28 protein-coding genes and 2 pseudogenes are annotated in these 25618 nt (G+C 70.1%); 13 read left to right on the plus strand and 17 right to left on the minus strand.

What is annotated here, in order from left to right; all coding sequences use genetic code 11:
* Positions 1–80: 80 nt before the first annotated feature.
* On the plus strand, positions 81–1088 hold the full coding sequence (locus tag ABZ794_RS21355) for a glycosyl hydrolase 53 family protein (protein WP_238690358.1): 1008 nt from the start codon (positions 81–83) through the stop codon (positions 1086–1088).
* A gap of 40 nt (positions 1089–1128) precedes the next feature.
* Here ABZ794_RS21355 and ABZ794_RS21360 read toward each other — a convergent pair whose 3' ends face one another.
* Positions 1129–1515: a hypothetical protein gene (locus ABZ794_RS21360; protein WP_210785555.1), complete on the minus strand. Its 387-nt coding sequence runs from the start codon at positions 1513–1515 to the stop codon at positions 1129–1131.
* A 239-nt stretch (positions 1516–1754) separates the two neighbouring features.
* Here ABZ794_RS21360 and ABZ794_RS21365 point away from each other — a divergent pair, with 239 nt between their 5' ends.
* Positions 1755–2756 (plus strand): aldo/keto reductase, encoded by a 1002-nt coding sequence (locus ABZ794_RS21365; RefSeq protein ID WP_238690332.1) that lies wholly within the window; start codon positions 1755–1757, stop codon positions 2754–2756.
* A gap of 73 nt (positions 2757–2829) precedes the next feature.
* Entirely contained in the window at positions 2830–3672 is an 843-nt protein-coding gene (locus ABZ794_RS21370) for a helix-turn-helix transcriptional regulator (protein WP_357517118.1), read from the plus strand.
* An 18-nt stretch (positions 3673–3690) separates the two neighbouring features.
* On the opposite strand, the gene ABZ794_RS21375 is transcribed toward ABZ794_RS21370, so the two are convergent.
* Together ABZ794_RS21375 and ABZ794_RS21380 are read right to left on the minus strand one after the other, a co-directional pair.
* A complete protein-coding gene (locus tag ABZ794_RS21375) occupies positions 3691–4170 on the minus strand; it encodes a hypothetical protein (protein WP_357517120.1) in 480 nt (159 codons plus the stop codon).
* Between the two features lie 15 nt (positions 4171–4185).
* The gene (locus ABZ794_RS21380) at positions 4186–4638 is read right to left on the minus strand and encodes a helix-turn-helix transcriptional regulator (RefSeq protein ID WP_357517122.1); all 453 of its coding nucleotides are present in this window, start codon (positions 4636–4638) and stop codon (positions 4186–4188) included.
* 214 nt (positions 4639–4852) lie between these two features.
* Here ABZ794_RS21380 and ABZ794_RS21385 point away from each other — a divergent pair, with 214 nt between their 5' ends.
* Positions 4853–6052: an MFS transporter gene (locus ABZ794_RS21385; RefSeq protein ID WP_357517124.1), complete on the plus strand. Its 1200-nt coding sequence runs from the start codon at positions 4853–4855 to the stop codon at positions 6050–6052.
* A 188-nt stretch (positions 6053–6240) separates the two neighbouring features.
* Here ABZ794_RS21385 and ABZ794_RS21390 read toward each other — a convergent pair whose 3' ends face one another.
* From ABZ794_RS21390 to ABZ794_RS21415, 6 genes and pseudogenes are all read right to left on the minus strand, one after another.
* Positions 6241–7536, minus strand: coding sequence for a GAF domain-containing protein (locus ABZ794_RS21390; protein ID WP_357517126.1), 1296 nt, complete (start codon positions 7534–7536; stop codon positions 6241–6243).
* Positions 7537–7753: 217 nt separating this feature from the next.
* On the minus strand, positions 7754–8173 hold the full coding sequence (locus ABZ794_RS21395; protein ID WP_357517128.1) for a MerR family transcriptional regulator: 420 nt from the start codon (positions 8171–8173) through the stop codon (positions 7754–7756).
* Between the two features lie 315 nt (positions 8174–8488).
* Positions 8489–8563: pseudogene (locus ABZ794_RS21400) on the minus strand (RNase III inhibitor); the annotation flags it as partial.
* A gap of 17 nt (positions 8564–8580) precedes the next feature.
* The gene (locus ABZ794_RS21405; RefSeq protein WP_238690338.1) at positions 8581–9444 is read right to left on the minus strand and encodes a TIGR03620 family F420-dependent LLM class oxidoreductase; all 864 of its coding nucleotides are present in this window, start codon (positions 9442–9444) and stop codon (positions 8581–8583) included.
* A 116-nt stretch (positions 9445–9560) separates the two neighbouring features.
* Positions 9561–10208 carry a response regulator transcription factor gene (locus ABZ794_RS21410; protein ID WP_210785562.1) on the minus strand — a complete coding sequence of 216 codons (648 nt, stop codon included), beginning with the start codon at positions 10206–10208 and terminating at the stop codon, positions 9561–9563.
* Positions 10205–11311, minus strand: coding sequence for a sensor histidine kinase (locus ABZ794_RS21415; protein ID WP_210785563.1), 1107 nt, complete (start codon positions 11309–11311; stop codon positions 10205–10207). Before ABZ794_RS21415 ends, ABZ794_RS21410 begins: the two co-directional genes overlap by 4 nt.
* Before the next feature lie 138 nt (positions 11312–11449).
* On the opposite strand from ABZ794_RS21415, the gene ABZ794_RS21420 reads away from it, so the two are divergent.
* On the plus strand, positions 11450–12043 hold the full coding sequence (locus ABZ794_RS21420; protein WP_238690346.1) for a CDP-alcohol phosphatidyltransferase family protein: 594 nt from the start codon (positions 11450–11452) through the stop codon (positions 12041–12043).
* Positions 12040–12510 (plus strand): VTT domain-containing protein, encoded by a 471-nt coding sequence (locus ABZ794_RS21425; RefSeq protein ID WP_357517132.1) that lies wholly within the window; start codon positions 12040–12042, stop codon positions 12508–12510. The genes ABZ794_RS21420 and ABZ794_RS21425 overlap by 4 nt, the downstream gene beginning before the upstream one ends.
* A gap of 13 nt (positions 12511–12523) precedes the next feature.
* Here the strand turns inward: ABZ794_RS21425 and ABZ794_RS21430 are convergent, their stop codons facing one another.
* Together ABZ794_RS21430 and ABZ794_RS21435 are read right to left on the minus strand one after the other, a co-directional pair.
* On the minus strand, positions 12524–13186 hold the full coding sequence (locus ABZ794_RS21430; RefSeq protein ID WP_357517134.1) for a response regulator transcription factor: 663 nt from the start codon (positions 13184–13186) through the stop codon (positions 12524–12526).
* Positions 13174–14334, minus strand: coding sequence for a histidine kinase (locus ABZ794_RS21435; protein WP_238690349.1), 1161 nt, complete (start codon positions 14332–14334; stop codon positions 13174–13176). Before ABZ794_RS21435 ends, ABZ794_RS21430 begins: the two co-directional genes overlap by 13 nt.
* Positions 14335–14465: 131 nt before the next feature.
* On the opposite strand from ABZ794_RS21435, the gene ABZ794_RS21440 reads away from it, so the two are divergent.
* A complete protein-coding gene (locus tag ABZ794_RS21440) occupies positions 14466–14867 on the plus strand; it encodes a DUF6069 family protein (RefSeq protein ID WP_238690350.1) in 402 nt (133 codons plus the stop codon).
* Positions 14868–14910: 43 nt separating this feature from the next.
* Here the strand turns inward: ABZ794_RS21440 and ABZ794_RS21445 are convergent, their stop codons facing one another.
* Entirely contained in the window at positions 14911–15753 is an 843-nt protein-coding gene (locus ABZ794_RS21445) for a LysR family transcriptional regulator (protein WP_238690351.1), read from the minus strand.
* A 108-nt stretch (positions 15754–15861) separates the two neighbouring features.
* On the opposite strand from ABZ794_RS21445, the pseudogene ABZ794_RS21450 reads away from it, so the two are divergent.
* Positions 15862–16683: pseudogene (locus ABZ794_RS21450) on the plus strand (MFS transporter); the annotation flags it as partial.
* Between the two features lie 357 nt (positions 16684–17040).
* Here ABZ794_RS21450 and ABZ794_RS21455 read toward each other — a convergent pair.
* Positions 17041–18291, minus strand: coding sequence for an MFS transporter (locus tag ABZ794_RS21455; protein ID WP_357517137.1), 1251 nt, complete (start codon positions 18289–18291; stop codon positions 17041–17043).
* A 129-nt stretch (positions 18292–18420) separates the two neighbouring features.
* Positions 18421–19290: a fructosamine kinase family protein gene (locus ABZ794_RS21460; RefSeq protein WP_357517139.1), complete on the minus strand. Its 870-nt coding sequence runs from the start codon at positions 19288–19290 to the stop codon at positions 18421–18423.
* A gap of 97 nt (positions 19291–19387) precedes the next feature.
* On the opposite strand from ABZ794_RS21460, the gene ABZ794_RS21465 reads away from it, so the two are divergent.
* Both ABZ794_RS21465 and ABZ794_RS21470 read left to right on the plus strand, forming a co-directional pair.
* Entirely contained in the window at positions 19388–20425 is a 1038-nt protein-coding gene (locus ABZ794_RS21465) for a serine hydrolase (protein ID WP_238690354.1), read from the plus strand.
* A gap of 42 nt (positions 20426–20467) precedes the next feature.
* Positions 20468–20611, plus strand: coding sequence for a hypothetical protein (locus ABZ794_RS21470; protein WP_357517141.1), 144 nt, complete (start codon positions 20468–20470; stop codon positions 20609–20611).
* A gap of 109 nt (positions 20612–20720) precedes the next feature.
* On the opposite strand, the gene ABZ794_RS21475 is transcribed toward ABZ794_RS21470, so the two are convergent.
* The 3 genes from ABZ794_RS21475 to ABZ794_RS21485 form a co-directional block, all read right to left on the minus strand.
* The gene (locus ABZ794_RS21475; RefSeq protein WP_357517143.1) at positions 20721–21311 is read right to left on the minus strand and encodes a DinB family protein; all 591 of its coding nucleotides are present in this window, start codon (positions 21309–21311) and stop codon (positions 20721–20723) included.
* A 100-nt stretch (positions 21312–21411) separates the two neighbouring features.
* Positions 21412–22626 (minus strand): cellulose binding domain-containing protein, encoded by a 1215-nt coding sequence (locus ABZ794_RS21480; protein ID WP_210785573.1) that lies wholly within the window; start codon positions 22624–22626, stop codon positions 21412–21414.
* A 282-nt stretch (positions 22627–22908) separates the two neighbouring features.
* Positions 22909–23868, minus strand: a complete 960-nt coding sequence (locus tag ABZ794_RS21485; RefSeq protein ID WP_210785574.1) for a PaaX family transcriptional regulator C-terminal domain-containing protein — start codon at positions 23866–23868, stop codon at positions 22909–22911.
* 93 nt (positions 23869–23961) lie between these two features.
* On the opposite strand from ABZ794_RS21485, the gene ABZ794_RS21490 reads away from it, so the two are divergent.
* The 3 genes from ABZ794_RS21490 to ABZ794_RS21500 all read left to right on the plus strand — a co-directional run bounded on the left by ABZ794_RS21490 (position 23962) and on the right by ABZ794_RS21500 (position 25522).
* Entirely contained in the window at positions 23962–24459 is a 498-nt protein-coding gene (locus ABZ794_RS21490) for a YcxB family protein (RefSeq protein ID WP_210785575.1), read from the plus strand.
* A 180-nt stretch (positions 24460–24639) separates the two neighbouring features.
* Positions 24640–25014 carry a cupin domain-containing protein gene (locus ABZ794_RS21495; RefSeq protein ID WP_210785576.1) on the plus strand — a complete coding sequence of 125 codons (375 nt, stop codon included), beginning with the start codon at positions 24640–24642 and terminating at the stop codon, positions 25012–25014.
* 91 nt (positions 25015–25105) lie between these two features.
* Positions 25106–25522 carry a VOC family protein gene (locus ABZ794_RS21500; RefSeq protein ID WP_210785577.1) on the plus strand — a complete coding sequence of 139 codons (417 nt, stop codon included), beginning with the start codon at positions 25106–25108 and terminating at the stop codon, positions 25520–25522.
* Positions 25523–25618: the final 96 nt, after the last annotated feature.

Raw genomic sequence — 25618 nt, forward strand, 5'->3', positions numbered from 1 at the left:
CGGTTACGGCCGGCATCCTCACCGTCGCCACCACGCTCGCCGGTGCGCCCGCGCCCGTCTCCGCCGCGAACACGCTCACCATGCGGGGTGCCGACGTCTCCTCGTTGCAGCGCAGCCTGGATCTCGGCGCCAGGTACCACGACGCCGGCGGGGTCGCCCGCGACCCACTGGACATCTTGAGGTCCGTCGGCGTCAACTACGTCCGGCTGCGCGTCTGGAACAACCCGATCAGCGGCTACAACAACAAGAACGCGGTGTTGGGCCAGGCGAGGGCGGCCAGGGCGAAGGGCCTCAAGGTGCTCATCGACTTCCACTACTCCGACACCTGGGCCGACCCTGGCAAGCAGTACAAGCCGGCAGCCTGGGCCGGCCACAGCCTGAGCCAACTGCGCACCGACGTCTACACCTTCACCTACGACGTCTGCGCCAGCCTGCGGGGGCAGGGCACCCCACCGGACAGTGTGCAGATCGGCAACGAGATCAACGTCGGGATGCTGTGGAACGAGGGCAAGGTCGTCAACAACGACTTCGTCCCGCTGGCCGGCCTGCTGAAGCAGGGCTACAACGCGACCAAGGCGTGCGGCAGCGGCATCCCCGTGATGATCCATACCGCAAACGCCGACAGCAACGCCAACGCCCGATGGTTCTACGACGGCATCCGCGCCCAGGGTGTGCAGTGGGACATCACCGCCCAGTCGTACTACTGCATGTGGCACGGCACCCTGGCGAACCTCTACAACAACATCGTTGATCTGCGCGGGCGCTACGGCAAGCCGGTGGTGATCGTGGAGACCGCGTACCCCTTCACCCGGAACAACGCGGACAGCGAGCCGAACGCCATCGGCGACGCGACCTGTGACGGCATCAGCGCGACCTGGTCCGGGCAGGCCCAGGAGTTCGACTGGGTGCAGAACACCGCCCGCAACGCTGGCGCCATCGGCGTCTTCTACTGGGAACCGACCTGGTACGCCGTCCGCGGCAACGGCTGGGATCCGGCCAACATCAACGGCACCGGAAACCAGTGGGACAACATGGCCGTCTTCGACTGGTCAGGGCGGGTGAACCCGGGCGTACGGTGGACGCCCTGACCCACTGCCGAACACTTCACGACCAGGCGGCGGGAAAGGCTCAGCAGGTGCGCGGCTGCCAACTCACCTTCGTCGCGAACATGGGCACATACAGGTCCCCGCCGCCCGGGCGAGCGCAGATCGCGCCGGAAAGCTGCGTCCCGAGGTAGTTGTAGGACCAGGTGATCTCGGCGTTGCGGGAGGTGCGGTTGTAGAAGTTGAAGGCCGGGACGTTGCCGGACCACTCGGTAGTGGTCACCAGAGACGGAGTCGCGGTCGGGCCCTCTGCCGGGTGATCCCAGTTGGGCCAGATGCAGAACGTGCCCTGCGGACAGTTCCCGGGCAGCCAGGCTTCGTTCGATGCTTGGGAGCTTGCCGCCGAAGCGGCGGGGGCGGTGGCCAGCACGCTGGCGACGGACGCGGCGAGGGCGATGGATTTCAACAGCACGATTCACCTACTTGCATCGATAGCCATGGATGAATGCCAAAAGGCTACCGGTGGAAATTTGAAGGGTCAAGCAATAGGAGCGCTGATCAAGGTGTCGCCGCCGATCAGCCCCGGGCCTGCGTCGGATCGTCGCCCTGTCGGGCCGGGGATGGGCAGAACGCCGATAACGGCGCCGATCTGTCGCAGGCTGGTGACGAGCGTTCGGAAGACGCTCGTGGCATCAAGGAAGAGAAACCAACATGATCTTGCAGAAGCACGCGATCGGTGGTCAAGGGCTGGTGGCCTCGGTCGAGGGACTCGGCACCATGGGCATGACCGCGATGTACGGCACCCCGGACGACGCCGAGTCCGCCGCCACCGTTCACCGCGCACTCGAACTGGGCGTGACCCTGTTCGACACCGCGGACATGTACGGCCCGCTCACCGGGGAGGAACTGCTCGGCCGGGCGCTGAGAGGGCGTCGCCACCAGGCCCTCATCGCGACCAAGTTCGGCGGTGTGACGTTCGACGATGCCGGCCGCATCATCGGCGGCGCCAACGGGCAACCTGACTACGTGCGCAAGTCGCTCGACGGATCGTTGCGCCGGCTCGGCACCGACTACATCGACCTGTACTTCCAGCACCGGGTCGACCCGAACGTACCGGTCGAGGAGACCTTCGGCGCGCTCGGCGAACTCGTCACCGAAGGCAAGATCCGGTACCTCGGGATCAGCGAGGCGTCGCCGGAGAGCATTCGCGCCGCGCATGCCACCGCGCCACTGTCGGCGGTGCAGACCGAGTACTCGTTGTTCACCCGAAATGTGGAGACCAATGGTGTGCTCGACACAGTGCGAGACCTGGGGATCGGGTTCGTGGCGTACGCGCCGTTGGGCCGTGGTTTCCTGACCGGCTCGGTTCGTGGTCTGGAAGACCTGCCCGAGAACGACTGGCGTCGTACCTGGCCGCGGTTCGCCGAGGAGAACCTCCGGCAGAACCTGCTCCTGGTGGACCGGATCCGCGCCATCGCGGAACAGGCGGGTGTCACGCCCGGCCAGCTCGCGTTGGCCTGGGTGCTGGCGCAAGGTGACCACGTCACCGCAATCCCCGGCACCAAGCGTCGGACGTATCTGGAGGAGAACGTCGCCGCCGCGCAGCTCAGGATTGATGCCGGCTTGCTCGATGAACTCGGCGCCGCCGCTCCGGTCGGTGCCGCCGCCGGGGAGCGCTACGCCGGACCGGCCATGGCCGCGATCCAGGAGTAGCTTCCGACATCGACGGGATCTTCGCGGTGCCTCCAGCAGCGCTGGTGGCACCGCGATCCGGAAAGGGCAGTTCGTGGCGCGAACCGAACTCGGCGACTTCCTGCGGGCTCGCCGGCAGGCACTCCGCCCGGCTGACGTCGGGCTCCCACCACGCGGGCGGCGCCGCACCCCCGGCCTACGCCGTGAGGAAGTCGCACTCCTGGCAAATGTGTCAGTCGACTACTACGAACGACTCGAGCAGTCGCGCAACACCAACCCCTCGCAGGCTCTACTCGGCAGCCTGGCCCGGGCGTTGCGGCTCTCCGTCGACGAACGGGACTACCTCTACCGCCTCGCCGGACATCCCGCGCCGACGACCTCCAGCGTCAGCGGGTACGTCGACCCCGCGATGATGTTCCTCCTCGACGCACTCACCACGGTGCCAGCACACGTCATCGACGACCGGACCACCGTCCTCGCCCAGAACGCCCTCAGCCGCGCGCTGTTGGGCTCCTGGACCGACGGTGGCGACCGGCAGTCGAACGTGACCTGGCGCTGGTTCACCCACCCCGAATCCCGCGCGCTCAACGTGCCGGAGGAGCACGAGGCGATCGGCCGCGCATACGTCGCCGACCTACGCGCAGCCGCCGCCCGCAGCGGCCACGACCCCGTATCCGAACAACTGATCGCCGATCTCACCACTGTCAGCCCGGAATTTGCCCAGTACTGGTCCGACATGCAGGTCGCCCCGCTACAGACCACCCGCAAAATCCTCGTCCATCCGCAAGCCGGACGGCTGGACGTACAGTGCGACTTCGTTCTCAGCACCACCACGGGTCAGCGCCTGGTCATCTTCCGGCCTCAACCCGGCACGGCCACCGCCGACAACTTCGACTTTCTGCGCGCCCTCGGCGAACAATCCTTCGACAGTTCCTGAATCGCTACGCCGATTTCGTCACCGCGATGGCGCGGTGGGCCGCTCCTGGGCGGCGTCTGGTCCCCAACTGGCCAGCAGTCGCAGCGCCTCCTCCGATCGCGACCCGGGCTCGGCGTGGTAGGTGCTCAGCATTTGCTCCGGATCACCGGGGAGCGCGAGTGTCTCGTAGCGCACTGTCAGCTCACCCACGAGCGGATGTGACAGGCGTATGACGCCGTGCGTCTTCTTCTTGACATCGTGGGTGGCCCACAGTCTGCGGAAGTCCTCGCTCTTCAACGACAGTTCGCCGATCAGGGACGCCAGCGACGGGTCGTCGGCATGTCGGCCGGCGCCCAGCCGTAGTTGTCCCACCACGTCGTACGCCTTGGCTTCCCAGTCAGGAAACAACTTTCGGGACGCCGGGTCGAGGAAAGCGATCCTGGCCCAGTTCCGGTCCGATGAGGTACGGGCTGCCCAGTCACCGAAGAGGGCGGAGGCGGTCTGGTTCCAGGCCAGCACATCAGTGCGGGGCCCTCATACGTACGCTGGCACGCCTTCCAACGCGGCGAGCAGTTCTCGTATCTCGGCCCGTACCTGTTGGTGTGGCGGCCTGGGTCGGCGCTGATGCCGCTTGGGCTGGGCCAGGCGCACCAGATGGGCGTGCTCGGCTTCGGAGAGGTCGAGTACGCGGGAGATCGCTTCCAGCACCTCACGTGAGACATTGCGGGCGTTGCCCTGCTCGAATCGCGTGTAGTACGCCGCGGAGACCCCCGCGAGTTGCGCGAGTTCTTCCCGGCGCAGACCGGGGACGCGACGCCGTCGGCTGTAGTCGGTCAGCCCAACATCGGCCGGTTTGCGGCGGGCCCTGCGGGTGCGCAGAAACTCGCTCAGCTCCGCGCGTTGGTCGAGACCCTGCTGCGGCTTCGGTTCGGTATCCGTGCCCGAAGTGGCTGAGAAATCGGTGTGAGTGACGTGGCGAGCTGCCATATCTCGATTATTCCACGCAGTTCGCACCTCAACCTGTCCCTGCCAGTGGTAGCCACACGAGACGTAGGCCAAGCAGGTGGCTGGCGAGCGCCGCGCCCTTGAAGCACGCTCGATGTGACCTGAGGAAACAGCTTGCAAGCCCAACCGGTGCACGCTGGCTTTCCGTCATCAATCCGCCCGGACGGCCTCGCCGCCCTATTTTCGAAAGAGCACCATGACCATCACCGCATTCAAAGACCTGAGCCCGACGACCGCGCGGCCGGGCCGCCTTCCGGGAATGGCATTGTTCGGCCTTTTCCTGGCCGGCTTTATCAGCATCCTCACCGAATGCCTTCCGGCGGGCTTTCTGCCGGAAATGAGCCGCACTCTGAACACGAGCGTCTCGCTCACGGGCCAGACGGTCACGATCTACGCGCTCGCCACAGCGCTCGGCGCCATCCCTCTCGCGTGGGCGACGGCCAGCTGGTCGCGCAAGCATGTCCTGCAACTTGCCTTGGTCGTGGTCGCCGTCACCAACGCGCTCACCGCGCTGTCCGAGAACTACACGCTGACGATGGTGCTGCGCTTCGTCGCCGGGCTGGGAACCGGACTCATCTGGCCACTTCTCGGTGGCTACGCCGCCCAAATCGCGCCAGAGGGACGACAAGGCCGAGCCATCGCCATCGCCCTCGCCGGAACCCCGATCGGGCTGGCCCTGGGCGTCCCGCTGGGAACCTGGCTCAGCAGCCTCGGGGGCTGGCAACTCGCCTTCTACGCCGCTGCTGCCGTGACCGTCATGACCATGGCCTGGGTCCTGGTGGCCGTCCCGAACCTGCCCGGACAACCGGTAGACGCCCGCTTCAGGATCTCGCAGGTACTGGTCGTGCCCGGGCTGCGGCCCATTCTGTTCGCGCTGGCCACGTACATGATCGCTCACAATCTTCTCTACACGTACATCACCGACGTCCTGCTTCAGCTGGGGATGGCCGACCAGACCGGCTGGGTGCTGTTCGCCTTCGGAGTCACCTCCGTGCTCAGCGTTCTCGTGGTCGGAACCCACATCGACCGACACCTGCGCAGGCTTGCCGTGAGCAGCACCCTGCTCTTCGGGGCCAGCGTGCTCGTCCTGGGCGTCGTCGCGGACGCACCGGCGCTGGTCTACGTCGCCGTCGCCGCATGGGGCTTCGCGTTCGGCAGTTCCCCGAGCCTGTTCGTGGGCGCCACCATCAACGCCGCCGGAGAAGCCGCGAACGTCGCTCAGTCGATCACCATCACGGTCTTCTCGGCTTCTATCGCGACCGGGGGTCTCATCGGTGGCCTCCTGCTCGCCGGCCTGGGCACCGCCTCGATCACCTGGGCGGCACTCATCCTCCTGATCGTCGCGGCCGCAACTGTCATCGGCAGCGCCAAGTACGCGTTCCCCAGGAACGGCTGAAGCCGGGCGGCAGCGGTCGCTTCGGGAGCGAAGCTCTTGGTCGTCGTACGCAGCGGTGACCGCGTCACGCCAGTTGGCGGGAGTGGGACGGCTGAGGTTCAGCGCGGCCGCGACGGCGTCGGCGTCCCGGTCACGTATGGCGAGCCACTCAAGCTTGTAACCGAAGCCGAGCGCGGCATCGGGAACCATCAGCGGTTGAGGTAGGCGGCCAGGCCACCGAGTTCCTCGCTGGCGATGAACACCGACCGCACGTTGAGGATGGCTTCCTCGACGTGGGCGGGGCAGCCCCACGCCGCGTCACCCCACGAATCGGCGATCTTGACCTCGGCTGGCGCGGTGCACCCGGCGGCGCCGCCGAGCTGGCAGTGCTCGGGGTGCGGCGTGGCGGCCTGCGCGGCCGCGGCGGCACGCATCTGGGTGGCGAGTTCAGCGGCGGCGGTGGCGCGCTGCTCGGCCTCGGCGCGCAGTTCCCGCTCCACGCTTAGCACCTTGGCCAGCTCGTCATTGGCCGACTTGGCGCGTGCCTCGGCGGCGAGTTTCGCCTGCTCGATGTGGTGGCGTTCGATGGCCAGGGCTGCGGTGCCGGCGAAGAGCCGGGTGAGGGCGAGGTCGGTGTCCTGCGGGACGCGCGGGGTGCGGTGATACATCGCGAAGGTGCCCAACAGGCCGCCGTCGCGAGCCAGGATCGGCGTGGACCAGCAGGCCGCCAGTCCGGCCTGGTCGGCCAGGTCCCGGAAGTCGTCCCAGAACGGATCGGTGGCGATGTCGGTGACGATGACTGGTTCCCGCCGGTGGGCGGCGGTGCCGCACGAGCCGACACCTTCGCCGGTCGCGATGCCGTCGATGGCCTTGTTGTAGAAGTCGGGCAGGCTCGGCGCGGCGCCGTGGCGCAGGTGCCGGGCGTCGGAATCGGCGAGCAGGACGGAGACGAGCACCTCCTGCGGTGCGAGGTTCTCGATACAGCGGGCCATCCCGTCGAGCACCTCGGTCAGGGGTGCCTGGCGGGCGATCTGCTCCAGCAGGGCACGATGTTCGGCCATCAGCCGTTGGGCATGCTTGACCTGCGTGGTCTCCACGCCGAGCACACGGATCCCGGTCACGTTGCCGTCGGCGTCCCGACGCGGCTCGTAGGTGAAGTCGAAGAACGCCTCCCGGGCCTGCGGGCCGCTGCCCAGCATGACCCGGACGTCACGGCCGGTGTACGGCTCACCCGTGCGGAAGACCTGGTCCAGGAGCGCGATGAATCCCTGACCGGCCAGTTCGGGCATCAGTTCGGCGATCGCCATCCCGACCCGGGCCCGTTCTTCGCCGATGGTGGCGAAGAACGCCGGGTTCGCCGTCTCCACCAGATGCGACGGCCCCGCCAGAGACGCGAAGACGGCGATGGACTGCCCGAACAACGCCCGCAGGTCCTCCTCCGCTGCCTGCTCGGCATCCGCCGAACCCGCAACAGCAGTAGACCGTTGGTCTGGTACGGCGGTCATGGTGTGGGTTTCGCCTCTCGTCTGCGGATACGGGCAACGACCGACGGCGCCACCCTTAAGTGCGGGTGGCTGCGGTGCGGCGGAGTTGGTCGGGGCCACCGCCGGTGCAGCGTACCCATCTGCCCGACATTCAGGTCCTACCCACCAACCAGGCACCGCAACCCGGCACTCGAACGGCCACGACAGCCAGCGAATGCGGTCCGGCCGGCGGTGTTCGTCAGCGCAGCTGAGGTGTGTGTTCCGTCGGGGCGAGCTGGGGTTGCTGTTGCCAGGGATCACCGGAGGCGCCGGCGGCGAGGTGTTGTTCGTAGCTGGCCACTTTGCCGTTGATGAGTTCGAGGGTGTCGCGAAGCAACGTGAGCCGCTCGGCCTCGTTGCCGCTGCCCTCGCGTACGAGCTGAGCGAGGCGGCTGATCGTGGTGAGCGGCATCCCGGAGGCACGGAACTTCACGCAGTTTGCCAGCCACTCGACGTCCCGGGCGCTGTAGACGCGCCTGCCAGACCCGTCGCGCCGCACCTCGCTGGCTAACAAGCCCTTACGCTCGTAGAGCCGCAGGGTGTGCACGCTCAACCCGGTGCGCTGCGCCACCTGCCCGATGCTCAGGCCGCTGTCCGCCATGGCGTCGGCCGTAGCCATTGACCTAGACCTCGGTCTAGCATCTAGCGTCCGCGGCATGACCAGCGACACGACCCACACCAGGTTCGGTGCCCACAGTACGGCCGGAGACGTCCTCGCCGGACGCAGCGCAGCCTGCAACGGCACCTCGCAGCCGAGGAGATGGTCGCCGCCGGCTGGATCGACGCTGACGGCACTCCCGCACCGGGCCTGTTCAAGGCCGTCGAGCAAGGCGCGACGACCCAGGTCTGGGCCGCCACGTCACCCCACCTCGACGCGAACGGCGGCGACTACTGCGTGGACTGCCGCATCACCGACGGCAGCCCCACGGACAGCAAGGCTGCGCCGATAGCACGACGCCAGAAGGTCGGCCTCGCCGTGGCCGCCGCCTTCCCAGACCGGGCCAACGGTGCCGCGGGTTTCGGAATTCAGATCAGGGCTGCGGCGAGGGCGCGGAACGCGTCGGCGGGGAACGTCGTGTCGTCGCCGCCGTTGAGCACCTGGATCGCCACCTCGTCCGCGCCGGCCTGGTAGTGCTTCTCCAACCCGGCCACCACCTTCTCGACGCTGCCCCACGGGATCAGGGCGTCGACGAGGCGGTCACTGCCGCCGTCGGCGAAGTCCTCGTCGGTCCAGCCGAATCGCCGCAGGTTGTTGGTGTAGTTCGGCAGTGCGAGGTACCCGCTCGTGTACTGGCGGGCGGTGGCGCGCGCGGTGGTGGCGTCCGTGTCGAGGACCACCGCGACCTCGGGGGCGAGCAGCCGGTCGGGTCCGATTGCCGCCCGGGCTTCGGCGGTGTGCTCGGCCGGGACGAAGTACGGGTGCGCACCGGTCGAGCGGTCGCGGGAGAGTTCGAGCATCCGCGGGCCCAGTGCGGCCAGGATGCGCCGCTCGGGCGGAAGCCCGGCCGCGTCGAGGCCGTCGAGGTACTGCACCATCCGTGAGTACGGCTTGCGGTAGTCGGTGCCGCCGCTTTCCACCACCACCGCGTGGCTGGCGCCGAGACCGAGCAGGAACCGGCCGGGATGCGCCTGCTCCGCGTCCTTGGCGAACGCCGCTGCCTCGGGGGGCGACGAGTGCCAGATGCTCAGGATGCCGGTCGCGACCCCGATGCGGGTGGTCCCGTCCAGGATCTCCCGGAAGCGGGGGGCGACGTTCTCGCCGAAACCACCGGAGAACCAGATTCGTGAGTAGCCGAGATCCTCCAACTCGGTCGCGGCGTCGATGGCCGCGCCCTTGCTCTCGCTAGCAAGGAAGAACGGTTGCCATACGCTGACGAGTCGTTGTGCCATGCGGCAACCCTACGACCGATCGGTCGCTGACCGCGTCAGCCAGCGCTCCCAGCCCGATGTGAACCGGCCGACAGAGCCGCCGGCAGAGTCTGTGGCCCCCCGCGCCGATCCTTGACTCACGGCGTCAGGCCGGCCTGGATCGCCAGGATGGCGGCTCGTACGCGGTCGCGGCTGCCGGTCTTGGCCAGCACGTTTGTCACGTGGGTCTTGACGGTGCTCATGGACAGGTAGAGGCGTTCGGCGATCTCGTTGTTGTTGAGTCCGGCGCCGATCAGGGCGAGCACGTCGGTCTCCCGAGCGGTCAGCTGGTAGGCCGCCAACTCCACGCGGGTGGCCGGCCCGGTCGCGCGGACCCGGTCGAGGACGGCGCCGGTGACCTCGGCGGAGAGGACCGCCTCGCCGGCCGCGACGGTGCGCACCGCGGCGATCAGGTCACGGGCGCTGGACCGCTTGAGCAGGAACCCGCGCGCGCCGGCGGCGATGGCGTCCAGGACGTAGGCGTCGTCGTCGAAGGTGGTGACGACGATGACGGCCGGGGCGTGCGCGATCGTGGCCAGCTCGCGGGTGGCCTGCAGGCCGTCGAGCACCGGCATGCGGATGTCGACGAGGGCGACGTCGATGCGCGAGTCGCGACGTACGGCGTCGAGGAACTGTCTGCCGTCGGCCGCCTCGGCCGCGACCTGGATGTCGGGTTGGGATCGCAGGATCAGGCTGAAGCCGTCCCGGACCAGCTCCTGGTCGTCGGCGATCGCGACGCGGATCATCTGTTCGCCACCGGCAGGTTGGCCTGCACCACTGTGCCGCCACCGGGGCGCTGGCTCAGCTCCCAGCTCCCGCCGCGCGCGGCAACGCGTTCCCCGATGCCGAGCAGACCCGAGCCGCTCGTGGGTGCGCGGGGCGGCCCGATGCCGTCGTCGCTGATCCGTAGGCGGGCGTGGTCGCCGACGCGGGCCAGTTCGACCCAGGCCGCCGTGGCTTTCGCGTGGCGGGCGATGTTGGTGAGGGCCTCCTGGGCGATGCGGTAGGCGGTCAACACGCCGATCTCGTCCAGGCCCGGCTCGGGGTCCAACTGGACCCGCACCGTCACGCCCTGCTGGCGCAGCGGCTGGGCGAGCAGCTCGTCGATGTCGGACAGGCGCGGCGGGGCGCTCACCGCGATCGACGCGTCCGGATCGCGCAGGTGTACGACGAGCGTGTCGAGTTCGCTCAGTGCGGTGCGGCCACTGCCCGCGATCGCCCGCAGCGCCGCCCCCGGGTCGTCACTGAGCTGGCCCGCCTCGGCCTGGACCACCATCGCGGTGACGTGGTGGCCGACCACGTCATGCAGCTCGCGGGCCAGGTTGGTGCGCTGTTCGAGCCAGGCGGCCTGGCCGCGCAGGTCGTCCGTCTCCCGGGTCAGGGCGTGGCCGCGTGACCACGATCGCAACAGGATCGCCAGGAGGTAGCCGGCCGTCACGAAGAAGAACGGCTGCTCGTACACCCCTCGCTCGTTGAACAGTGCGGTGGTGAGGGCGCCGGCCGCGCCGATCAGGCCACCCACCCACCCCAGCCAGGGGTGTCGGGCCGGATCCTCGCAGACCGAGACGAACACCAGGCCGGCGGCCGCGAGGCCCAACTGCACCGACTCGCCGGTGCTCACGATCGCCACGAACCCTGCGCAGACCGCGAAGACCAGGGTTCGGTAGCGGGGGCGCAGCGCCGTGGCTCCGAGGCCGACCGGCAGCACCAGCCACGCCCAGCCCGCCGGCACGGACACGCCGTCCTCGACTGTGGTGACCACGGCGGCGATGATCAAACCAACCGCACCGTACGCGAGCCGGCGCACTCGCTCGGGGTCGCGCAACCGTTCGCGGATTCCAGTCGTCACCCGCACAGTCTCCGCGACCAGCCGGAAGAGCGGCCAGTACCCAGGTACCGGATCGGCCGGCACCCCGGTACCGCCCTCGCAACCAGATCGGCACCGCGGCACGTTCCGCGAAAACGCTCGCCGGACGACTCTGCGGGAGTGACTCTCGTTGACTCCCGCGCCGCCATCACCGTCGGCCCGCTTCGTACGGTTCCCAACTACATCACCGCCGTTCGCACGGTCGCCGCCGTCACCGTCGGTATCGTGGCCCTCGTCTCCGGGTCGGTGGCATTGATGGCGGTATCGTACGGTATCTACTGGATCGGTGACGTGCTCGACGGCTGGGCCGCCCGCCGACTCGGACAGGAGACCCGGGCCGGGGCCGTCTTCGACATCGTGAGCGACCGCGCGTGCACCGCCGTACTCTGCGTGGGCCTCGTCTCCCTCGTGCCGGACGTCGCGGTCGTGGCAGTGGTCTTCCTGCTCTCGTTCCTGGTGCTGGACACCATGCTGTCGCTGGCGTTCCTGTGCTGGCCGGTGCTCAGCCCCAACTACTTCCACCTGGTCGACCGGCGGGTGTGGGCGTTGAACTGGTCGCCAGTGGCCAAGGTCGCCAACACCGCCGGCGTCATCGGCGCCATCGCGTTCGGGCAGTACCTGCTCGCGCTGGGCGTCGCCGTCGCCGTTGTCGCGGTGAAGCTGTGGTCGGTCGCCGCGGTGGTCCGGCTGCTCGAACGGGACGGCCGGGCATGAGCAGCCTCGCCGAGGCCGTGGTGGCGCTCGGCTATGGTGTCGCCTCGGCGCTCGTCCCGATCGTCAACGCCGAGGCCTACGCCGTGGTCGCCGGGCAGCGCGGCGGCCACGCTCTCGTCGCCGTGGTCGCCCTGGCGCTCGGGCAGACCGCCGGCAAGCTGCTGTTGTTCGAGTCGGCGCGTCGCGGGTCGGGGCGACTGGCCCAGAAGGTCGCGAAGCGGGGAAAGTCAGGGCGCGCGGCGGCTCGGGCCGCGCGGTGGACCGAGCCGATCCGACGCTGGCTCTCCCGCCGCCGCACCGCCCTACCGACAGTGCTGGCCTCCGCCGCGGTCGGGGTTCCACCGTTGGCCGTCGTCAGCCTCGCCGCCGGCACCGCGGGCCTTCGACGTTGGGAGTTCGCCGTCGCCTGCCTTTCCGGGCGGGTGATCCGTTTCGCAGTGCTCGTGCTGCCAGCGGTGCTGGCCTGACCCCGGGGCCCGGTCAGAGGAGCCGACCGTCGTGGGCGAGCAGGGCGATCTGGGTGCGGTTGTCGAGATCCAGCTTGGTCAGGATGTGCGAGACGTGGGCCTTCACCGTCGTCACGCTCATCAGCAGCTCGCTGGCGATCTCGGCGTTGGAGCGCCCCTGCGCGATGGCCAGCACGACGTCGCGTTCCCGGGGTGTGAGCACTGCCAACCGCTCGTGCGCCCGCTCGTAGGACTCGGCCCCCGACGCGACCCGCTGCATGAGGCGGCGCGTCACGCCCGGAGACAGCATCGGGTTGCCGGCCGCCACCGCCCAGACCGCCTGGCTGATCTGCTCGGGCGGGGTGTCCTTGAGCAGGAAGCCGCTCGCGCCGGCTCGGAGGGCCCGCACCACGTGCTCGTCGGTGTCGAACGTGGTGAGCACGATGATCTCGGGCGGCCGGTGGCGGCGGCGCAGGCGCTCGGTGGCGGTGATGCCGTTCACGCCGGGCATCCTGATGTCCATCAACACCACGTCGGGCAGGTGCCGATCCACCGCCGTGATCGCCGTGGCGCCGTCGGCGGCCTCGCCCACCACCACGATCCCGTCGGCGCCGTCGAGCATCAGCGTGAGCATCCCCCGTACGAGAGGATCGTCGTCGACGATGACGACCCGGATCGGACCCGTCACGTCGGCCACGGCAGCCACGCGATGAGGTGGAACCGGCCTGCGGCGTCGACGTGGTGGGCGACCCGACCGCCGGTGAGCGCAGCCCGTTCGGCGAGGCCGATCAGGCCGGTACCGGCGCTGACGGTGGCACCGCCGTCGGGCGTGGTCGGGTTGCTCACCGCGATGCTCAGGCCGGCGCCGGGCGCGCCGCCGAGCACCAGCCGGACCGGCTGACCAGCGGCGTGCTTGCGGGCGTTGGTCAGGGCCTCCTGCGCGATCCGGTACGCGGTGCGGCCGACCGTCGGGGGGATCTCGACCGGCGGACCGAACGGGTCGTCGACCTCGATCTGTTGCCCGGCGGCCCGCGCCTCGTCGACCAGGCGCGGCAGGTCGGCGAGGGTCTGCCCGGGTGGTGCGTCGGTCGGCGACTCGGTGTCGTCGCTGCGCAGCAGGGTGATGACCTCGCGCAGCTCGTCGAGGGCGTGGTGTGCGCTGGCCCGGATCACCCCGGCGGCGGCGCTGAGCCGCTCGGGCGGCGCGTCCGGCCGGTACTCCACCGCGCCGGCAGCCGCCGCCAGCAGGGACAGCCGGTGGGCCAGCACGTCGTGCATCTCCCGCGCGATCCGGCTGCGCTCCGCCGCCCGCGCCTCGTCGACCCGTCGTTCCTGCTCCTGCTCGGCCCGTCGGGCCCGGTCCCGCAGCGCCGCCAGCAGGGCGTTGCGGGCCTGCGCCCAGGTGCCCCAGCCGAGCAGGGCCGCGTAGGCGATCGTCATCAGCACCAGCCGCCACCCGTACGGCAGGCTGGGCACCGGCCGCCAGAACGCCTGCACCGCCTCGCCCGCCACGCCGACCGCCGCCACCGCCGCCGCTTGCCGAAACGGTCGGTTGCGGGCAATGAACAGCACCGCGAAGCTGGCCACCGGCGTGGCCACCGGAGACAGCGCGACGAGCAGGCCGGCCAGCACGCCACCGATCTGCGGGCGGCGGACGACCACCGGTACGAGGGCCAGGGCGGCCATCGCCAGCGCGACGTCGACGCCGACCCGGCCGGCGGAGCTGGACCGGGTGGCGGACCACAGCATGGTCGCGACGAGGACGCCGATCGCCACGGTCGTCAGGACCACCGGGACGGAACGCCACGTCCGCGGCGGCTTGACCTCGCACGTCGCCGCATCCACATGCCGCACGCTACTGGGCTCGCGGCCGGCCGGACCACCTCCTTTGGTAGTACGCCGGGCCGCCAGCGGGCGTACCCGCCGTGGCGCCTGGACCGACGCGTCCGGCCCGGTCCGGTCCACAGACTCAGACCATGACGAACAACCTTCTCCTGGGACGGGCCGCGGTGGCGGCCGGCGCGATCATGGTGGCGGTGGTCGAGTTCGCGCTTCTGGACTCGGCGGCCGGCGTCGACCTGGCGGTCAGGTCCGCTGACTCGACCCGGCAGATCACTGTGGCCGCGGTCATCGTGGCCACCGCGGTCGCGGCACTGGCCGGCTGGGCGCTGCTCGCGGTGCTGGAACGCCGCACCAACCGCTCCCGCGGCTGGTGGACCTCGATCGCGGTCGCCGTCCTGCTGCTGTCGCTCGCGGTCGGGCCGCCGAGTGGCGTCGGTGGGGGAGCGAAGGCGACCCTCGCGCTGCTGCACCTGAGCGTCGGCGTCATCCTCATCCTCGGCCTGCCCCGGTCTCGTCCGGGAGGGGCGAGCCGATGACCACGCTGACCGTGCGCAGAGACGTCGACTCCGGGCCAGGTGCTCAGACGATGCGACGGAGCACCGTCTCCACGGCGTCGATCAGCGGATCCCCCTCGGTCCGTGGGTGCCGGGCGAGACCGAACTCGACGTCCGGCAGGACGGGCAGGGCATCCGTGTCACGGCAGATCATGACCGGTTCGAGGTTCGCGGGCATGAGCGCCGCCACGCCGAGCCCGGCCCGCACCGCGGCGAGGACCCCGACCAGGCTGTTGCTCTCGAAGGCCACCCGCCAACGCCGATCGGCACGCTCCAGCGCGTCCAGCACCGACGTACGCCAGGAGCACGGGTTGGAGAAGAGCACCACCGGCAGCGGATCGGCGCTCACGTCCACACCCTGCCCGGTCGCCCAGACCAGCGGGGCGCGCACCGTCCAGCGCGGCGGCCCGGGAATGTCCGGTACCGCGTCGAGCACGAGTTGGACGCGGCCGGCGTCGTAGGCCTCCCGCATGGCGGCGTTGGAGCAGCTGAGCACCTCCAGCGTCGCGCCGGGATGCAGTCGGGCGAGGTCGGCGAGGGCCTGCGGAAGGTGGGACGCGGCGAGGTCTTCGAGCAACCCGACGCCACAGTGGCCGGTGAGCGCGCGTCCGGTTTCGGCGAGTGCCTGTGCGGAGAGCGAGAGGATGCGTTCGGCGTACGGCAGCAGCTCCTCGCCCGTCCGGGTCGGCGAGACACCGGACGACGACCGGTGCAGCAGCGGACGACCGACGGCGCTTTCGAGCTTGCGCAGCTGCTGGCTGAGACCGGGCTGGGTCTGCCCGAGCGCCGTCGCCGCACGGCTGATGCTGCCCTCCCGCACGGCGGCGACGAACGACCGCAGCAGGGCGGTCTCCAGGTCCCTGGCCATAAGCAATCATTATGCCAGCCTCAACGAGATGGCGTCTTCTTATGGCGGGCGGGCGGAACTAGCGTCAACCGGGTGACCAGCTACCGGCAGGTGCTCGCCGTGCCAGGGATGGCACCGCTGCTGGGCGTCTCGTTGCTTGCCCGCACCGCGATAACGGCCGATGTGATGGCGCTGACCCTCTTCGTCGTCCTCGGCCTGGAACTGAGCTACGCGGCGGCCGGTGGGGTCGCGGCGGCCCTGACCGCCGGAGTGGCGCTGGGCGGGCCACTGCTCGGCCGCATGATCGACTCACGGGGCCTGCGCCTCGTCCTGCTGGTGACCGTCAGCGCGCAGGTCGTGTTCTGGCTGGGCGTGCCGGTCCTGCCGTACGGGTTCCTGCTGGTCGCCAGCTTCGTGGCGGGCCTGTTGATGGTGCCGGCCCAGGCGGTGAGCAGACAGGCGATCGCCGAGATGACGACGGCGCAGCAGCGCCGGGCCGCGTTCGCGCTGGAATCGGTGCAGGGCGAACTGTCGTACATCGTGGGCCCGGCGGTGGTGATCCTGGGCGCGGCGACGGTGTCCCCCGACGTGGTGGCGTGGGGGGTCGGTGCCGCGATCCTGGCCGGCGGTGTCGGCATCGCCCTGCTCAACCCACCGATGCGCGCCCAGGACGAGACGGACGCCGCCGCGGCGGAACGACCCCCACGCCGGCAGTGGCTGGACGCCAGGATGATCGCTGCGCTGACGATGGCGTTCGGGACGACGACGCTGCTCAGCGGCGTCGACCTCGCCATCGTCGCCACGCTGCGGGAGGCAGGTCAGGTGTCCTGGGCCGCCGTGGTCGTCGTGGTGTTCGGCGTGTCGTCGGTCATCGGCGGGCTGGTCTACGGCGCGCTGACCCGGCCACTGCCCACCTGGCTGCTGCTCGCCCTGCTCGGGTTCGTGACGATTCCCGCCGGGCTGGCCCACGACTGGCGGTGGTTGTGTGTGGCCGTCGTCGGCAGCGGACTACTCACCGCGCCGACTCTTGGCACTGTGGCCGACGTGGTGAGCCGCCTGGCGCCGCCCGGTGTGCGCGGCGAGGTGACGGGTCTGCAATCGTCGGCGCAGAGCGCCGGTTTCGCGCTCGGAGCCCCGCTCGTCGGCGTGGCGATCGACCTCTCCGTGCCGGCGGGCGGTTTCGCGACGGCCGGCCTTGCCGGCCTCGCCGCCGCGGGCACCGGATACCTGCTGTCCCGCCGCTCGCCCGCGCGAACGGCGGGAACGAGTCGAGCAACGTCCGATCTCAGTTCGCACAACTCCTCGACGTCACGCCCGGCCCGTACCGGAGGGTTTTCCGACAGCAGGCGAGTCGGACCGGCGTATAGCTGGGGGACTGGCGACGGTCGGCTCCGGCGCGACGACGCGCCCGCGATGTGCGTCCACGGCGAGCAGCGTGAGGGCGGCCAGCGTCAGCAGTCCGCCCGTGAGCGCCAGCGGGCGTGCCCCCGAGGTGGGCAGGAGGGCACCGCCGAGCAGTGATCCGCCGGCGATGCCGGCGTTGAAGGCGGTGCTGACACCGGCCGACGCGATGTCGGTGCTGCCCGGGGCCAGTTGCAGCATCCGGTTCTGCACTGCGGAGCCGAACGCCGCGTACGCGAGGCCGATCCCGGCGAGAAGCGCGACCACGCCCGGCTTGAGCGCGCCGAGCACGTACAGCCCGAGCAGCGAGGCCGTGCCGATGCCCAGCGGCGTCAGCAGCGAAGCGATCGGTCGGGTGTCCAGCGTCCGGGCCGCGACCAGGGTGCCGACGACGCCCGCCGCGCCGGAGACGAACAGCAGCGGCGCCAGCACCGCGTCGGCGAAGCCGCTGACGTCGAGCAGGAACGGTGTCACGTAGGTCTGCAGGGTCATGAAGCCGCCGATGCCGAGGGCGGTGGCGATCAGCAGTACGGCGAAGCGCCGGCCGTGCGGTGCGCTGCCCCGGGCGGCGCCGCCGGCGGCCGGAGGATAGGAGGGGAGAAGGATCAGCACCGCGGCGGAGATCGCCACACCGATCCCGGCCAGCACCGCGAACGCCGCGCGCCAGCCGGCCTGCTGCCCGAGCCAGGTGCCGAGGGGTACTCCGAGCACCGGGGCGAGCGTCGCCCCGGTCGCGAACAGCGCCACCGCCCGGCCGCGCACCGCGACCGGGAACGGCCCGATCACTGTCGCCGTGGCGACGGACCAGAACAGCGCCTGGGCGAGGGCGGTCACCAGGCGGGTGCCGGCCAGCACTGCGTACGTCGGTGCGAGCGCGGCGGCGGCGTTCGCGGCGGCGAACAGGAGCATCGTGACGCCGAGCAGGTGCCGCCGGGGGACGCGCTGAGTCAGTCGGGTCAGCGGCACGGACGCCAGCACCACCACGACGGCGTACCCACTGACCAGCAGGCCCACCTGTGAGCGGGACCGGTCCAGATCGGGTGCGATGCGGGTCAGCAGACCGACGGGCAGCAACTCGGTCGTGATGAACGCGAACGCGGCGAGGGAGAGCGTGACGAGCACGGCCCTGGCCCTTCGCGGCGACACCTCCGGTGCCATGGTCCACCCCCCATTCCGGGTGGTCACCGTAGTGGAGGGCACGACTCCCGCTCCGCGCGCGGGCCTCGGCTACCGTCGACCGGATCGGCTGGCCGGGCCGGTCGCCGCGATCGGCGGCCGGCCCTGTGGTCACGATCGCGTCCGGAACGGGGCAAGGACGGCGCGGATCTGATCGGCCGCGCCCCAGTCGTCGTCGAACTGGGCCAGCACGGCGAGGTGCTGTCGCAGCTGGATGACCGGCATCCGGGCCTCCCAGTCGGCGTCGAGCGAGGTCAGCTCGGCGTAGACCTCGAACATCCGTCGCGCCTCGGGCGGGGGCGAGGTGGACCACACGTGCGCGAGGTCGACCTCGGCCCAGACGTACGACACGGCCGGGTCGATCAGCGCCGGCTCTCCGTCCGCGGTGGCCAGGACGTTCTGTGCCCACAGGTCCCCGTGCGTCAGACACGCCGGACGCTCCGGCAGCAGGTCGGGCAGTCGGTCACAGAGCCGTTCCAGCGCCGACCGGTCCTGCGCGTCGAGCGCCGCCTCGACGCGGGGCTCGTCGAGCCAACGCAGCAGCCGGTGCTCTGCGAAGAAGGCGAAGCCGTCGTCGTTCCACGTGTTGACCTGCCGGCGACGGCCCAGCCAGTTGTCGTGGTGCCAGCCGAAACGGGGATGGGTCGTGCTCAGGTGCAGGCGGGCGAGCAGGTGGGCGAACTGCTCCCAGAAGGCCTCGCTGCGTGGCCTCTCGCGCAACACCGACAGCACCAGGACGTCGCGATCCGCCAGGATCACCTCGGGTGTCGGCACACCGCCCAACTCGCGCAGGGCGGCCAGCCCTTCGGCCTCGGCGACGAAGACGTCGTCGGCCGGCGGGTCGGCGAAGCCCTTGACGAACACCGGTGGGGCGTCCCGGCGGGTGGCGATGCCCGCGAGCGCCGCGAGCCCGCCGGTCACCGGCTGCACCGAGACGACCTCACGCATGCCGGCCAGGTGCAGACGCTCCAGCAGGGTCACGGGACGCTCCTCAGGTCCGGCGTACGAGGTCGCCCGATCCTATGTGGCTGGTCACGGCTCGCCCCGCCGGTGGTAGGGGTGTTGGACACTGCTGGGCATGGGTGACGTGTCGGTGGATCAGCAGCGGCTGGAGCGGATCGTCCGGGAGTTCGGCGCTCGGTGGACGACGGCCGCCGCCGACATCGAGACCTACCAGGCGGCACAGGTCTCCGACGCCAGTCACCGCGAGGTGGTCGGTCCGCTGCTTGCTGCCAGTGGGGCCAGTGGAGTTGTCCGGGTCGAGGGTCGGGAGGTCGCGGCCTGGGGCGACCCGGACGTCCCGGAGATGGCGTTCAGCGTCACCAAGTCGGTCGCGTCGGTGGTGGCCGGCCTGGCCTTCGACGACGGGCTGTTGGTGCCGGACCAACCGGTGCACCAGGTCGTCGACGTTCCCGAGTTCCGGGGGCCGCACAACGAGCAGATCACCTGGCGTCATCTGTTGCAGCAGTCGAGCCAGTGGGAGGGCGAGCTGTGGGGTAAGCCGACGGCCGTCGACGCGCAGAGCTTCCGCGAGCGGACCGAGGTGCACGGCACACCCCCGGGCCAGGGGTGGGCGTACAACGACGTACGGATGAACCTGCTCGCGTACGCGCTGACGCTGCTGTTTCGCAGGTCGCTGCCGGAGGTGCTGCGGGAGCGGATCATGGACCCGCTGGGCGCCTCCGACCGGTGGTCATGGCACGGGTACCGGACGAGCGTCGTCGACCTCGACGGCCGCCGGGTCGAGGTGGTCTCCGGCGGCGCGCACTGGGGCGGGGGACTGATCGTCCCGGCCCGGGACCTGGCCCTGATCGGGCAACTCTTCCTGGACCGGGGGACCCATGCCGGGACCCGGCTGCTCAGTGCCGAGTGGGTTGACCAGTCCTGGGCCCCGTGCCCAGTGAAACGGGAGTACGGCTATCTGTGGTGGCTCAACGATGAGCAGGTGCCGTGGCCCGGAGCCCCGACGACCGGCCGCAGCGCCCGGGGCAACGGCGGACGACACCTGCTGTGGGTCGACCCGGCCCGGGAACTCGTCCTCGCCTCCCACTGGACCGAAGAACCGCTCGATCTGATCCGGGAGGTCTCTCGTACCGTCACGCGCCCCACCGGCTGACGGGAGTTGATCCACCGGTGGGCGCGGTCGAGGATCGATGTCGTGGATCTGCCTCGGGACCGGGTCTCGCTGCTGGGCGAGCCGGACCGGCTACCGGTTCGGTTCGTCCGGACCGACGACCAGCCCCACGTGCTCGAACTGCGCCAGGAAGGGGTCACGCAGACCGCGAGGCCAGCAACCGAGTAACCGGATGGTGCCGACGGTCCGTGCCCGATCGGCAGGCCGGCCAGTGGCGTTCCCAGGAAGGCCGCTTCGATCTGGTTGAGGTCGTCTCGCACGCCGACAGCTTTGCCGATCACCCGAAGTGGTCGGCCAGCTTCGTCAGTTTGCTGACGTAGGCCGGCCAGTCGTAGTCGTCGGGGATGTTGGTGTTGGTCCGCCGGAGGCCGATCGCCGCGTCGTGCTGTTCGCGCATGATGTCGGCGTGCCCGGCGTGCCGGGCGAGATCGCAGGTCACGTGGATGATGATCCGCTGTAGCGTCACGTCCTGCCGACCTGGCCGCCACCACGGCACCTGCCCCGGCGCGTCGAGCGGTAGCTGGTCGATCGTCTGGTCGGCGAACGCGCCGACCCGGCGATACAGGTCGATCAGCCCGTCCTTCGTCTCGTCCTCACTGGCGTACCAGTCTGCCTGCGGGTCCTCGTCGAACGCCGCAATGGGGACCAGTTCGTCGGGCGTCGGGAATTCACGACCGAAGGTGGGCCCGAAGTAGCCGGCTTCGACATTGAGGCAATGCTTGAGCGCACCCAGCAGGTTGTTGCCGGTCGCCGTGCGGGGCAGCCTGACCTCCCGTTCGCTGAGCCCGTCGAGCTTCCAGACGAGGTCTTCGCGGTTCTTCCGGAGGTAGTGGTGCAGCGCGGCCTTCGCATCGTTCAGATCAGCCATGCGGGCCAGTCTTCCCTATCCGCCGGGCCCGGTGGCCCGGGGCCCGGCGGGCCGGTGCCGGGGCACCGGCCCACCGATCGACTCGATCTACCTCGGGGCGTCAGCCTCCGGTGCAACTCGCTGTGGTTCCGCTGCCGCTGCCGCTGCCGGTGCCCTGGAAGCCGAAACTGGTGGCCTGACCTGCGGCCAGTCGCCCGTTGTAGCTCTGGTTGGCGACAGTGATGGTTCCGCTGGTACCGCTGCTGACCCCGTTCCAGAGCGAGCTGACCGACGCGCCGCTCGGCAGGGTGAGGGTGACCCGCCAGCCGGTCAGCGCTGTGGTTCCCGCGGTGACGCTGACGTTGGCGACGAACCCGCCGTTCCACTGGTCCTGGACGGAGTAGGCCGCGGTGCAGCCGGGGGTGCCGGTCGGTGGCGGGGTGGTGGGCGGCGGCGTGGTCGGGGGCGGGGTGGTGGGCGGCGGCGTGCCGTCGTCGAGTGTCAGGTTCTTCTGCTGGACGCTCCACTGGCTGCGGCACAGACCGCAGTCGGCGCCGACGAAGTTGCGGCCGGCGGTGGCGTCGCCCTTCAGGCGCCACTTGAGGTAGAGAGTCGCCACCCGGCCGAACTCGCCGCCGTTGGCCTGGTCGTAGGTGCCGCCATGCCCGACGTTCAGGTTGCCCATGAAGGCGGGCAGGCCCGCGGGCAGCTTGCCCCAGTCGTCCATGGCGTTCGGGTAGGCGATGTCACTGGGCCCGCCGACGAAGTAGGCGATCGGCTTGGTCAGTCTCCTGAGCTGGTAGTCGTCGGCGTCGTTGAGCAGACCGCTGCTGAAGATGCCGGTCGTGGTGACGCGCGGGTCGTTCGACACGGCGTACGCCTCCAGGCCTCCGCAGGAGAAGCCCGCGACGGCGACCTTGCTCGTGTCGATCTTGTTGTAGTACTTGCTGCCCTGCCGGGAGTTCTCCGCGACCGCCCAGTCGACGGACTGGGTGAGCATCTGGGAGGTGGTGGAGCCGGATCCGTTCGGGGCGCCGTTGGCGATGGCGAGGAAGCCGTGGGAGGCGATTTCGCGAAGGAAGTTGCCCTGGGAGAGGCCGTTGGCCGAGCAGCCGCCGTTGCCCCACACGAGGATGGGCAGGCGTTCGGACGGGAGGGTCTGCGGCCGGAAGATGGTGTGGTTGGCCAGGGTGGCCGAGGTTTCGTAGTCGGCGGGGTAGGGGCCGGACCCGCCGATGGCGGCGGACGCCGGTGTCCCGCCGAGCGCCATGATCACGGAGGTGACCGGGACGATGGCGGCCGCCAGCCCCGCGTAGATCCTTGCTCGCCTTCTCATTGAATCCTCCAGGAACAGTCACGGTGGCGCTCCCCGCGGTGGCGGTGGTGTCACTCGCGCCCCGACGACAGTGGTCAGCGCTGGCCACGGGTCTGGTCGACGTGGGCGCGTCGCGGCCTGGGCGACGGCCGTGCCCTCGGTCGCCGCTGCCCGCTCATTCAGCGCCGGCGACCGCCCGGCCGCGGTCCCTACAGGCGCTCCGATGGGAGCTGTATGCAGTTACTATCACTGTCGCAACGAAAAGTGTCAATGTATCGTCGGCTCTGACCGGCCGGGACGTCGTCAGCCGGCGAGTGGGCCGCTGCCGTGCTTTCCGCCGGTCGGCTCCGGCCGTGAGGGATCCCTCGACGCCTGGAAGTGGGTGATCCACAAGCCGGCATCCGGCCAGTGCGGCGTCGCCACCTCGACCAGACGCGCCTGAGCGAGCGAGCCGAGCGTGGTGTGGATGTCCAGGAAGGTCTCCCTGGCCTCCTGGCGAGGCCAGGGCTCAGGCAGCAGGTGCGGGGGGAGATCCGGGTCGACGTCGGCGAACTTCCGCCAGGAATCCATCGCCGACGTCCGAGCCACCAGCGCCCGGGCCGGGCCCACCTTCCCGTTGCGCGCGGCTGCCCGCAGCTCCGCGTACTGCTCGATGAAGGTCGAGTACGCGGAGGCGAGACTGGCCAGGTCGTACGCGGAGGCCGGCCCGTGTGGCCCCGCCTCCTCGTCGAACCGGGCGTGCAGGACCGACCAGCGGGCACCCCCGACGTGGTGCAGCAGCTCGCGCAGCGCCTCGCGCGCCGGCACGGCGTCGGATCCCGGCCGGATCCACACACTGTCGTACAGGCCCACGAACCCCAGTGCGGTCAACGCCCTGCGGAGCGCATGACGGGACGCCTGGCCGGCGTTCGGAACGGAGAAGGAGGCCAGCACCCATTCGCCGGTCCAGGGCGCCGGGTGGGAGCCGAAGTTCAGGAAGTGCCGCATCCGGGAGCGGTGCTTGGCGATCGCCTGCGGCGTGAGGTGGTAGACCGGCGACCGACCCCTCCTTCGCGTCGCAATGAGACCACGCTTGACCAGCCGGGACAGCGCGGCACGGGCGCTGGACTCGCTGATCCCGAACTCCCGCAGAATCGCGATGACCGCCGTCGACGGCAGGTCGGCGTCAGAGGAGTCGAGGTATTCGCCGAGCACTGTCGTCAGCAGATGCTGGGGGCTCGACCCCGCCTGGGCCCGGGGCACTCGGACGTCGTCGGCGTTCACCTCATCAGACTGCCGCACCCGGATACCCGCGGCATGTCCGGTGCGGCGGGGCAAGGCGCCTTCCGGGGCGGGTGGAGGCACTATCGTTCTGGCGTGCAGATCCGTTTTGACGTCCCCGCCGATCCCGCCTACCCGAGCCGGGTGGCCGCCGCGCTCGGCAACGTCCGGCTCCGCAGATTCGGCTACATCGGAGCGGTCCTGGCCACGGTCGGGGTCATCGGTCTCGTCGTCTCGCGGGGGTTCGGGTGGGGCGAGCGGAGTTCGCCGCTGTGGACCGCGCTGGTAGTGGCCGGCGTGCTGTCGATGCTGTACCGGCCGTGGGTGCTGGCGCGCGCCCGACGCCGCTCCGGTAGCTACGCCGTCGAGGGCGCCTACGACATCACCGATGACAACATCATGATGCGCAGCGGCTCGGAGTCCGGCGGCATCGCCTGGGACGGGGTTGCCCAGGTGCGGGAAGCCGGAGATTTCTGGGTCGTGTACGTGGGCCGAATGCCGGCGACCGTGATCCCGCGCTGGCTGATGTCGGCCGAGGACGCCGAGACGTTGCGCGCCCACATGACCGAACGAGGGCTGCTGCCCCGTCGGTGAACCAGCCTGCCGCCGGCCGCTGGGGGATCGGACTACCGCGTCCGAGCCGGTCGCGACGGAGCACCGAGGAGCCCTTCGTGTCGGCATCTCCGCACCTGACGGTCGGCGGCTACCTATTCTCGACGGGGATGTACCAATCCGAGTAATGGCCGTCGGCCCGACGCCTGACAGGAGGCCGTCATGAGCACCAAGGATCGACCTGAGGGGATCAGCCCCACGGCGGTGGAGTCAGCACCCGGGCTGTGGCGGATCGATCTGCAACGGCACGACCTCAGCGTCCCCGGGCGAGAGGTCATTCAGACTCGGGTGGAGTTCACTCCGGATTCGCCACCGTTCAAGCATTTCCACCCCGGCGAGGAGATCATCTGCGTTCTGCAGGGAACCCTCGAGTATCGGCTGGAGGGGCAGCCACCCATGGTGTGCAATCCCGGCGACGCGCTCACGGTTCCGTACGGTGTGCACCACCAGGCCCGCAACGTTGGCGACGGTATCGCTGTCGAACTGGCCACGTACGTCGTCGAGAAGGGGAAACCACTTCTCACCAAGGTGGATTGAGATCTCCACGGCCAGCCGTGGCCAGCGCGTCACCCCCCAGCGCCCGGGGGTGCCAGGACAGCGGCGGCAGCGCGACTCATAAGGTGAACGGATGTCGGTCAAGCAGGTCCAAGTGACATTCGACTGCGCCGAGCCTGTGCGCGTCGGTCGTTTCTGGTGTGAGGTGTTGGGGTACGTCCCGCCGCCGCCCCCTGAGGGGTTAGCCACCTGGGACGATGTCGATTTCGAGCAGGGTTCGTGGTTCGCGTGCAGTGACCCGTCGGGGGTGGGCCCGCGGCTGTACTTCCAGCGGGTGCCCGAGGGCAAGGTCGTCAAGAACCGGGTGCACCTCGACGTGCGGGTCGTCACCGGGCTCGTGGGCGAGGAGCGCCTGGCCGCCCTCGAGGCCGAATGCGCGCGGTTGATCCCCCTCGGCGCGGTACGCGGGCAGCTGTTGCTCGCCGACGGCGAGAACGAGTCGTGCCTCAACATGCAGGACGTCGAGGGCAACGAGTTCTGCCTCGACTAAAGCGTGTTTCAGGAGTCGTGGTGGCTGGTGAAGGTCCCGGCGTGGCGGTGATCGACAATTGAAGAGGTCTCCGGTATCTGGTTCTGCGACCAAGCA

Source organism: Micromonospora sp. NPDC047187 (genome assembly GCF_040643355.1).
Classification (GTDB): Bacteria; Actinomycetota; Actinomycetes; order Mycobacteriales; family Micromonosporaceae; genus Micromonospora; species Micromonospora salmantinae.

Bases quoted from the DNA above. Each gene is read 5' to 3' on its own strand.
- ABZ794_RS21355 (WP_238690358.1), top strand. From the start codon at position 81: ATGCGGGGTGCCGACGTCTCCTCGTTGCAGCGCAGCCTGGATCTCGGC.
- ABZ794_RS21365 (WP_238690332.1), top strand. From the start codon at position 1,755: ATGATCTTGCAGAAGCACGCGATCGGTGGTCAAGGGCTGGTGGCCTCG.
- ABZ794_RS21380 (WP_357517122.1), bottom strand. From the start codon at position 4,638: ATGGCAGCTCGCCACGTCACTCACACCGATTTCTCAGCCACTTCGGGC.
- ABZ794_RS21385 (WP_357517124.1), top strand. From the start codon at position 4,853: ATGACCATCACCGCATTCAAAGACCTGAGCCCGACGACCGCGCGGCCG.
- ABZ794_RS21390 (WP_357517126.1), bottom strand. From the start codon at position 7,536: ATGACCGCCGTACCAGACCAACGGTCTACTGCTGTTGCGGGTTCGGCG.
- ABZ794_RS21395 (WP_357517128.1), bottom strand. From the start codon at position 8,173: ATGGCTACGGCCGACGCCATGGCGGACAGCGGCCTGAGCATCGGGCAG.
- ABZ794_RS21405 (WP_238690338.1), bottom strand. From the start codon at position 9,444: ATGGCACAACGACTCGTCAGCGTATGGCAACCGTTCTTCCTTGCTAGC.
- ABZ794_RS21410 (WP_210785562.1), bottom strand. From the start codon at position 10,208: ATGATCCGCGTCGCGATCGCCGACGACCAGGAGCTGGTCCGGGACGGC.
- ABZ794_RS21425 (WP_357517132.1), top strand. From the start codon at position 12,040: ATGAGCAGCCTCGCCGAGGCCGTGGTGGCGCTCGGCTATGGTGTCGCC.
- ABZ794_RS21440 (WP_238690350.1), top strand. From the start codon at position 14,466: ATGACGAACAACCTTCTCCTGGGACGGGCCGCGGTGGCGGCCGGCGCG.
- ABZ794_RS21445 (WP_238690351.1), bottom strand. From the start codon at position 15,753: ATGGCCAGGGACCTGGAGACCGCCCTGCTGCGGTCGTTCGTCGCCGCC.
- ABZ794_RS21455 (WP_357517137.1), bottom strand. From the start codon at position 18,291: ATGGCACCGGAGGTGTCGCCGCGAAGGGCCAGGGCCGTGCTCGTCACG.
- ABZ794_RS21465 (WP_238690354.1), top strand. From the start codon at position 19,388: ATGGGTGACGTGTCGGTGGATCAGCAGCGGCTGGAGCGGATCGTCCGG.
- ABZ794_RS21475 (WP_357517143.1), bottom strand. From the start codon at position 21,311: ATGGCTGATCTGAACGATGCGAAGGCCGCGCTGCACCACTACCTCCGG.
- ABZ794_RS21480 (WP_210785573.1), bottom strand. From the start codon at position 22,626: ATGAGAAGGCGAGCAAGGATCTACGCGGGGCTGGCGGCCGCCATCGTC.
- ABZ794_RS21495 (WP_210785576.1), top strand. From the start codon at position 24,640: ATGAGCACCAAGGATCGACCTGAGGGGATCAGCCCCACGGCGGTGGAG.
- ABZ794_RS21500 (WP_210785577.1), top strand. From the start codon at position 25,106: ATGTCGGTCAAGCAGGTCCAAGTGACATTCGACTGCGCCGAGCCTGTG.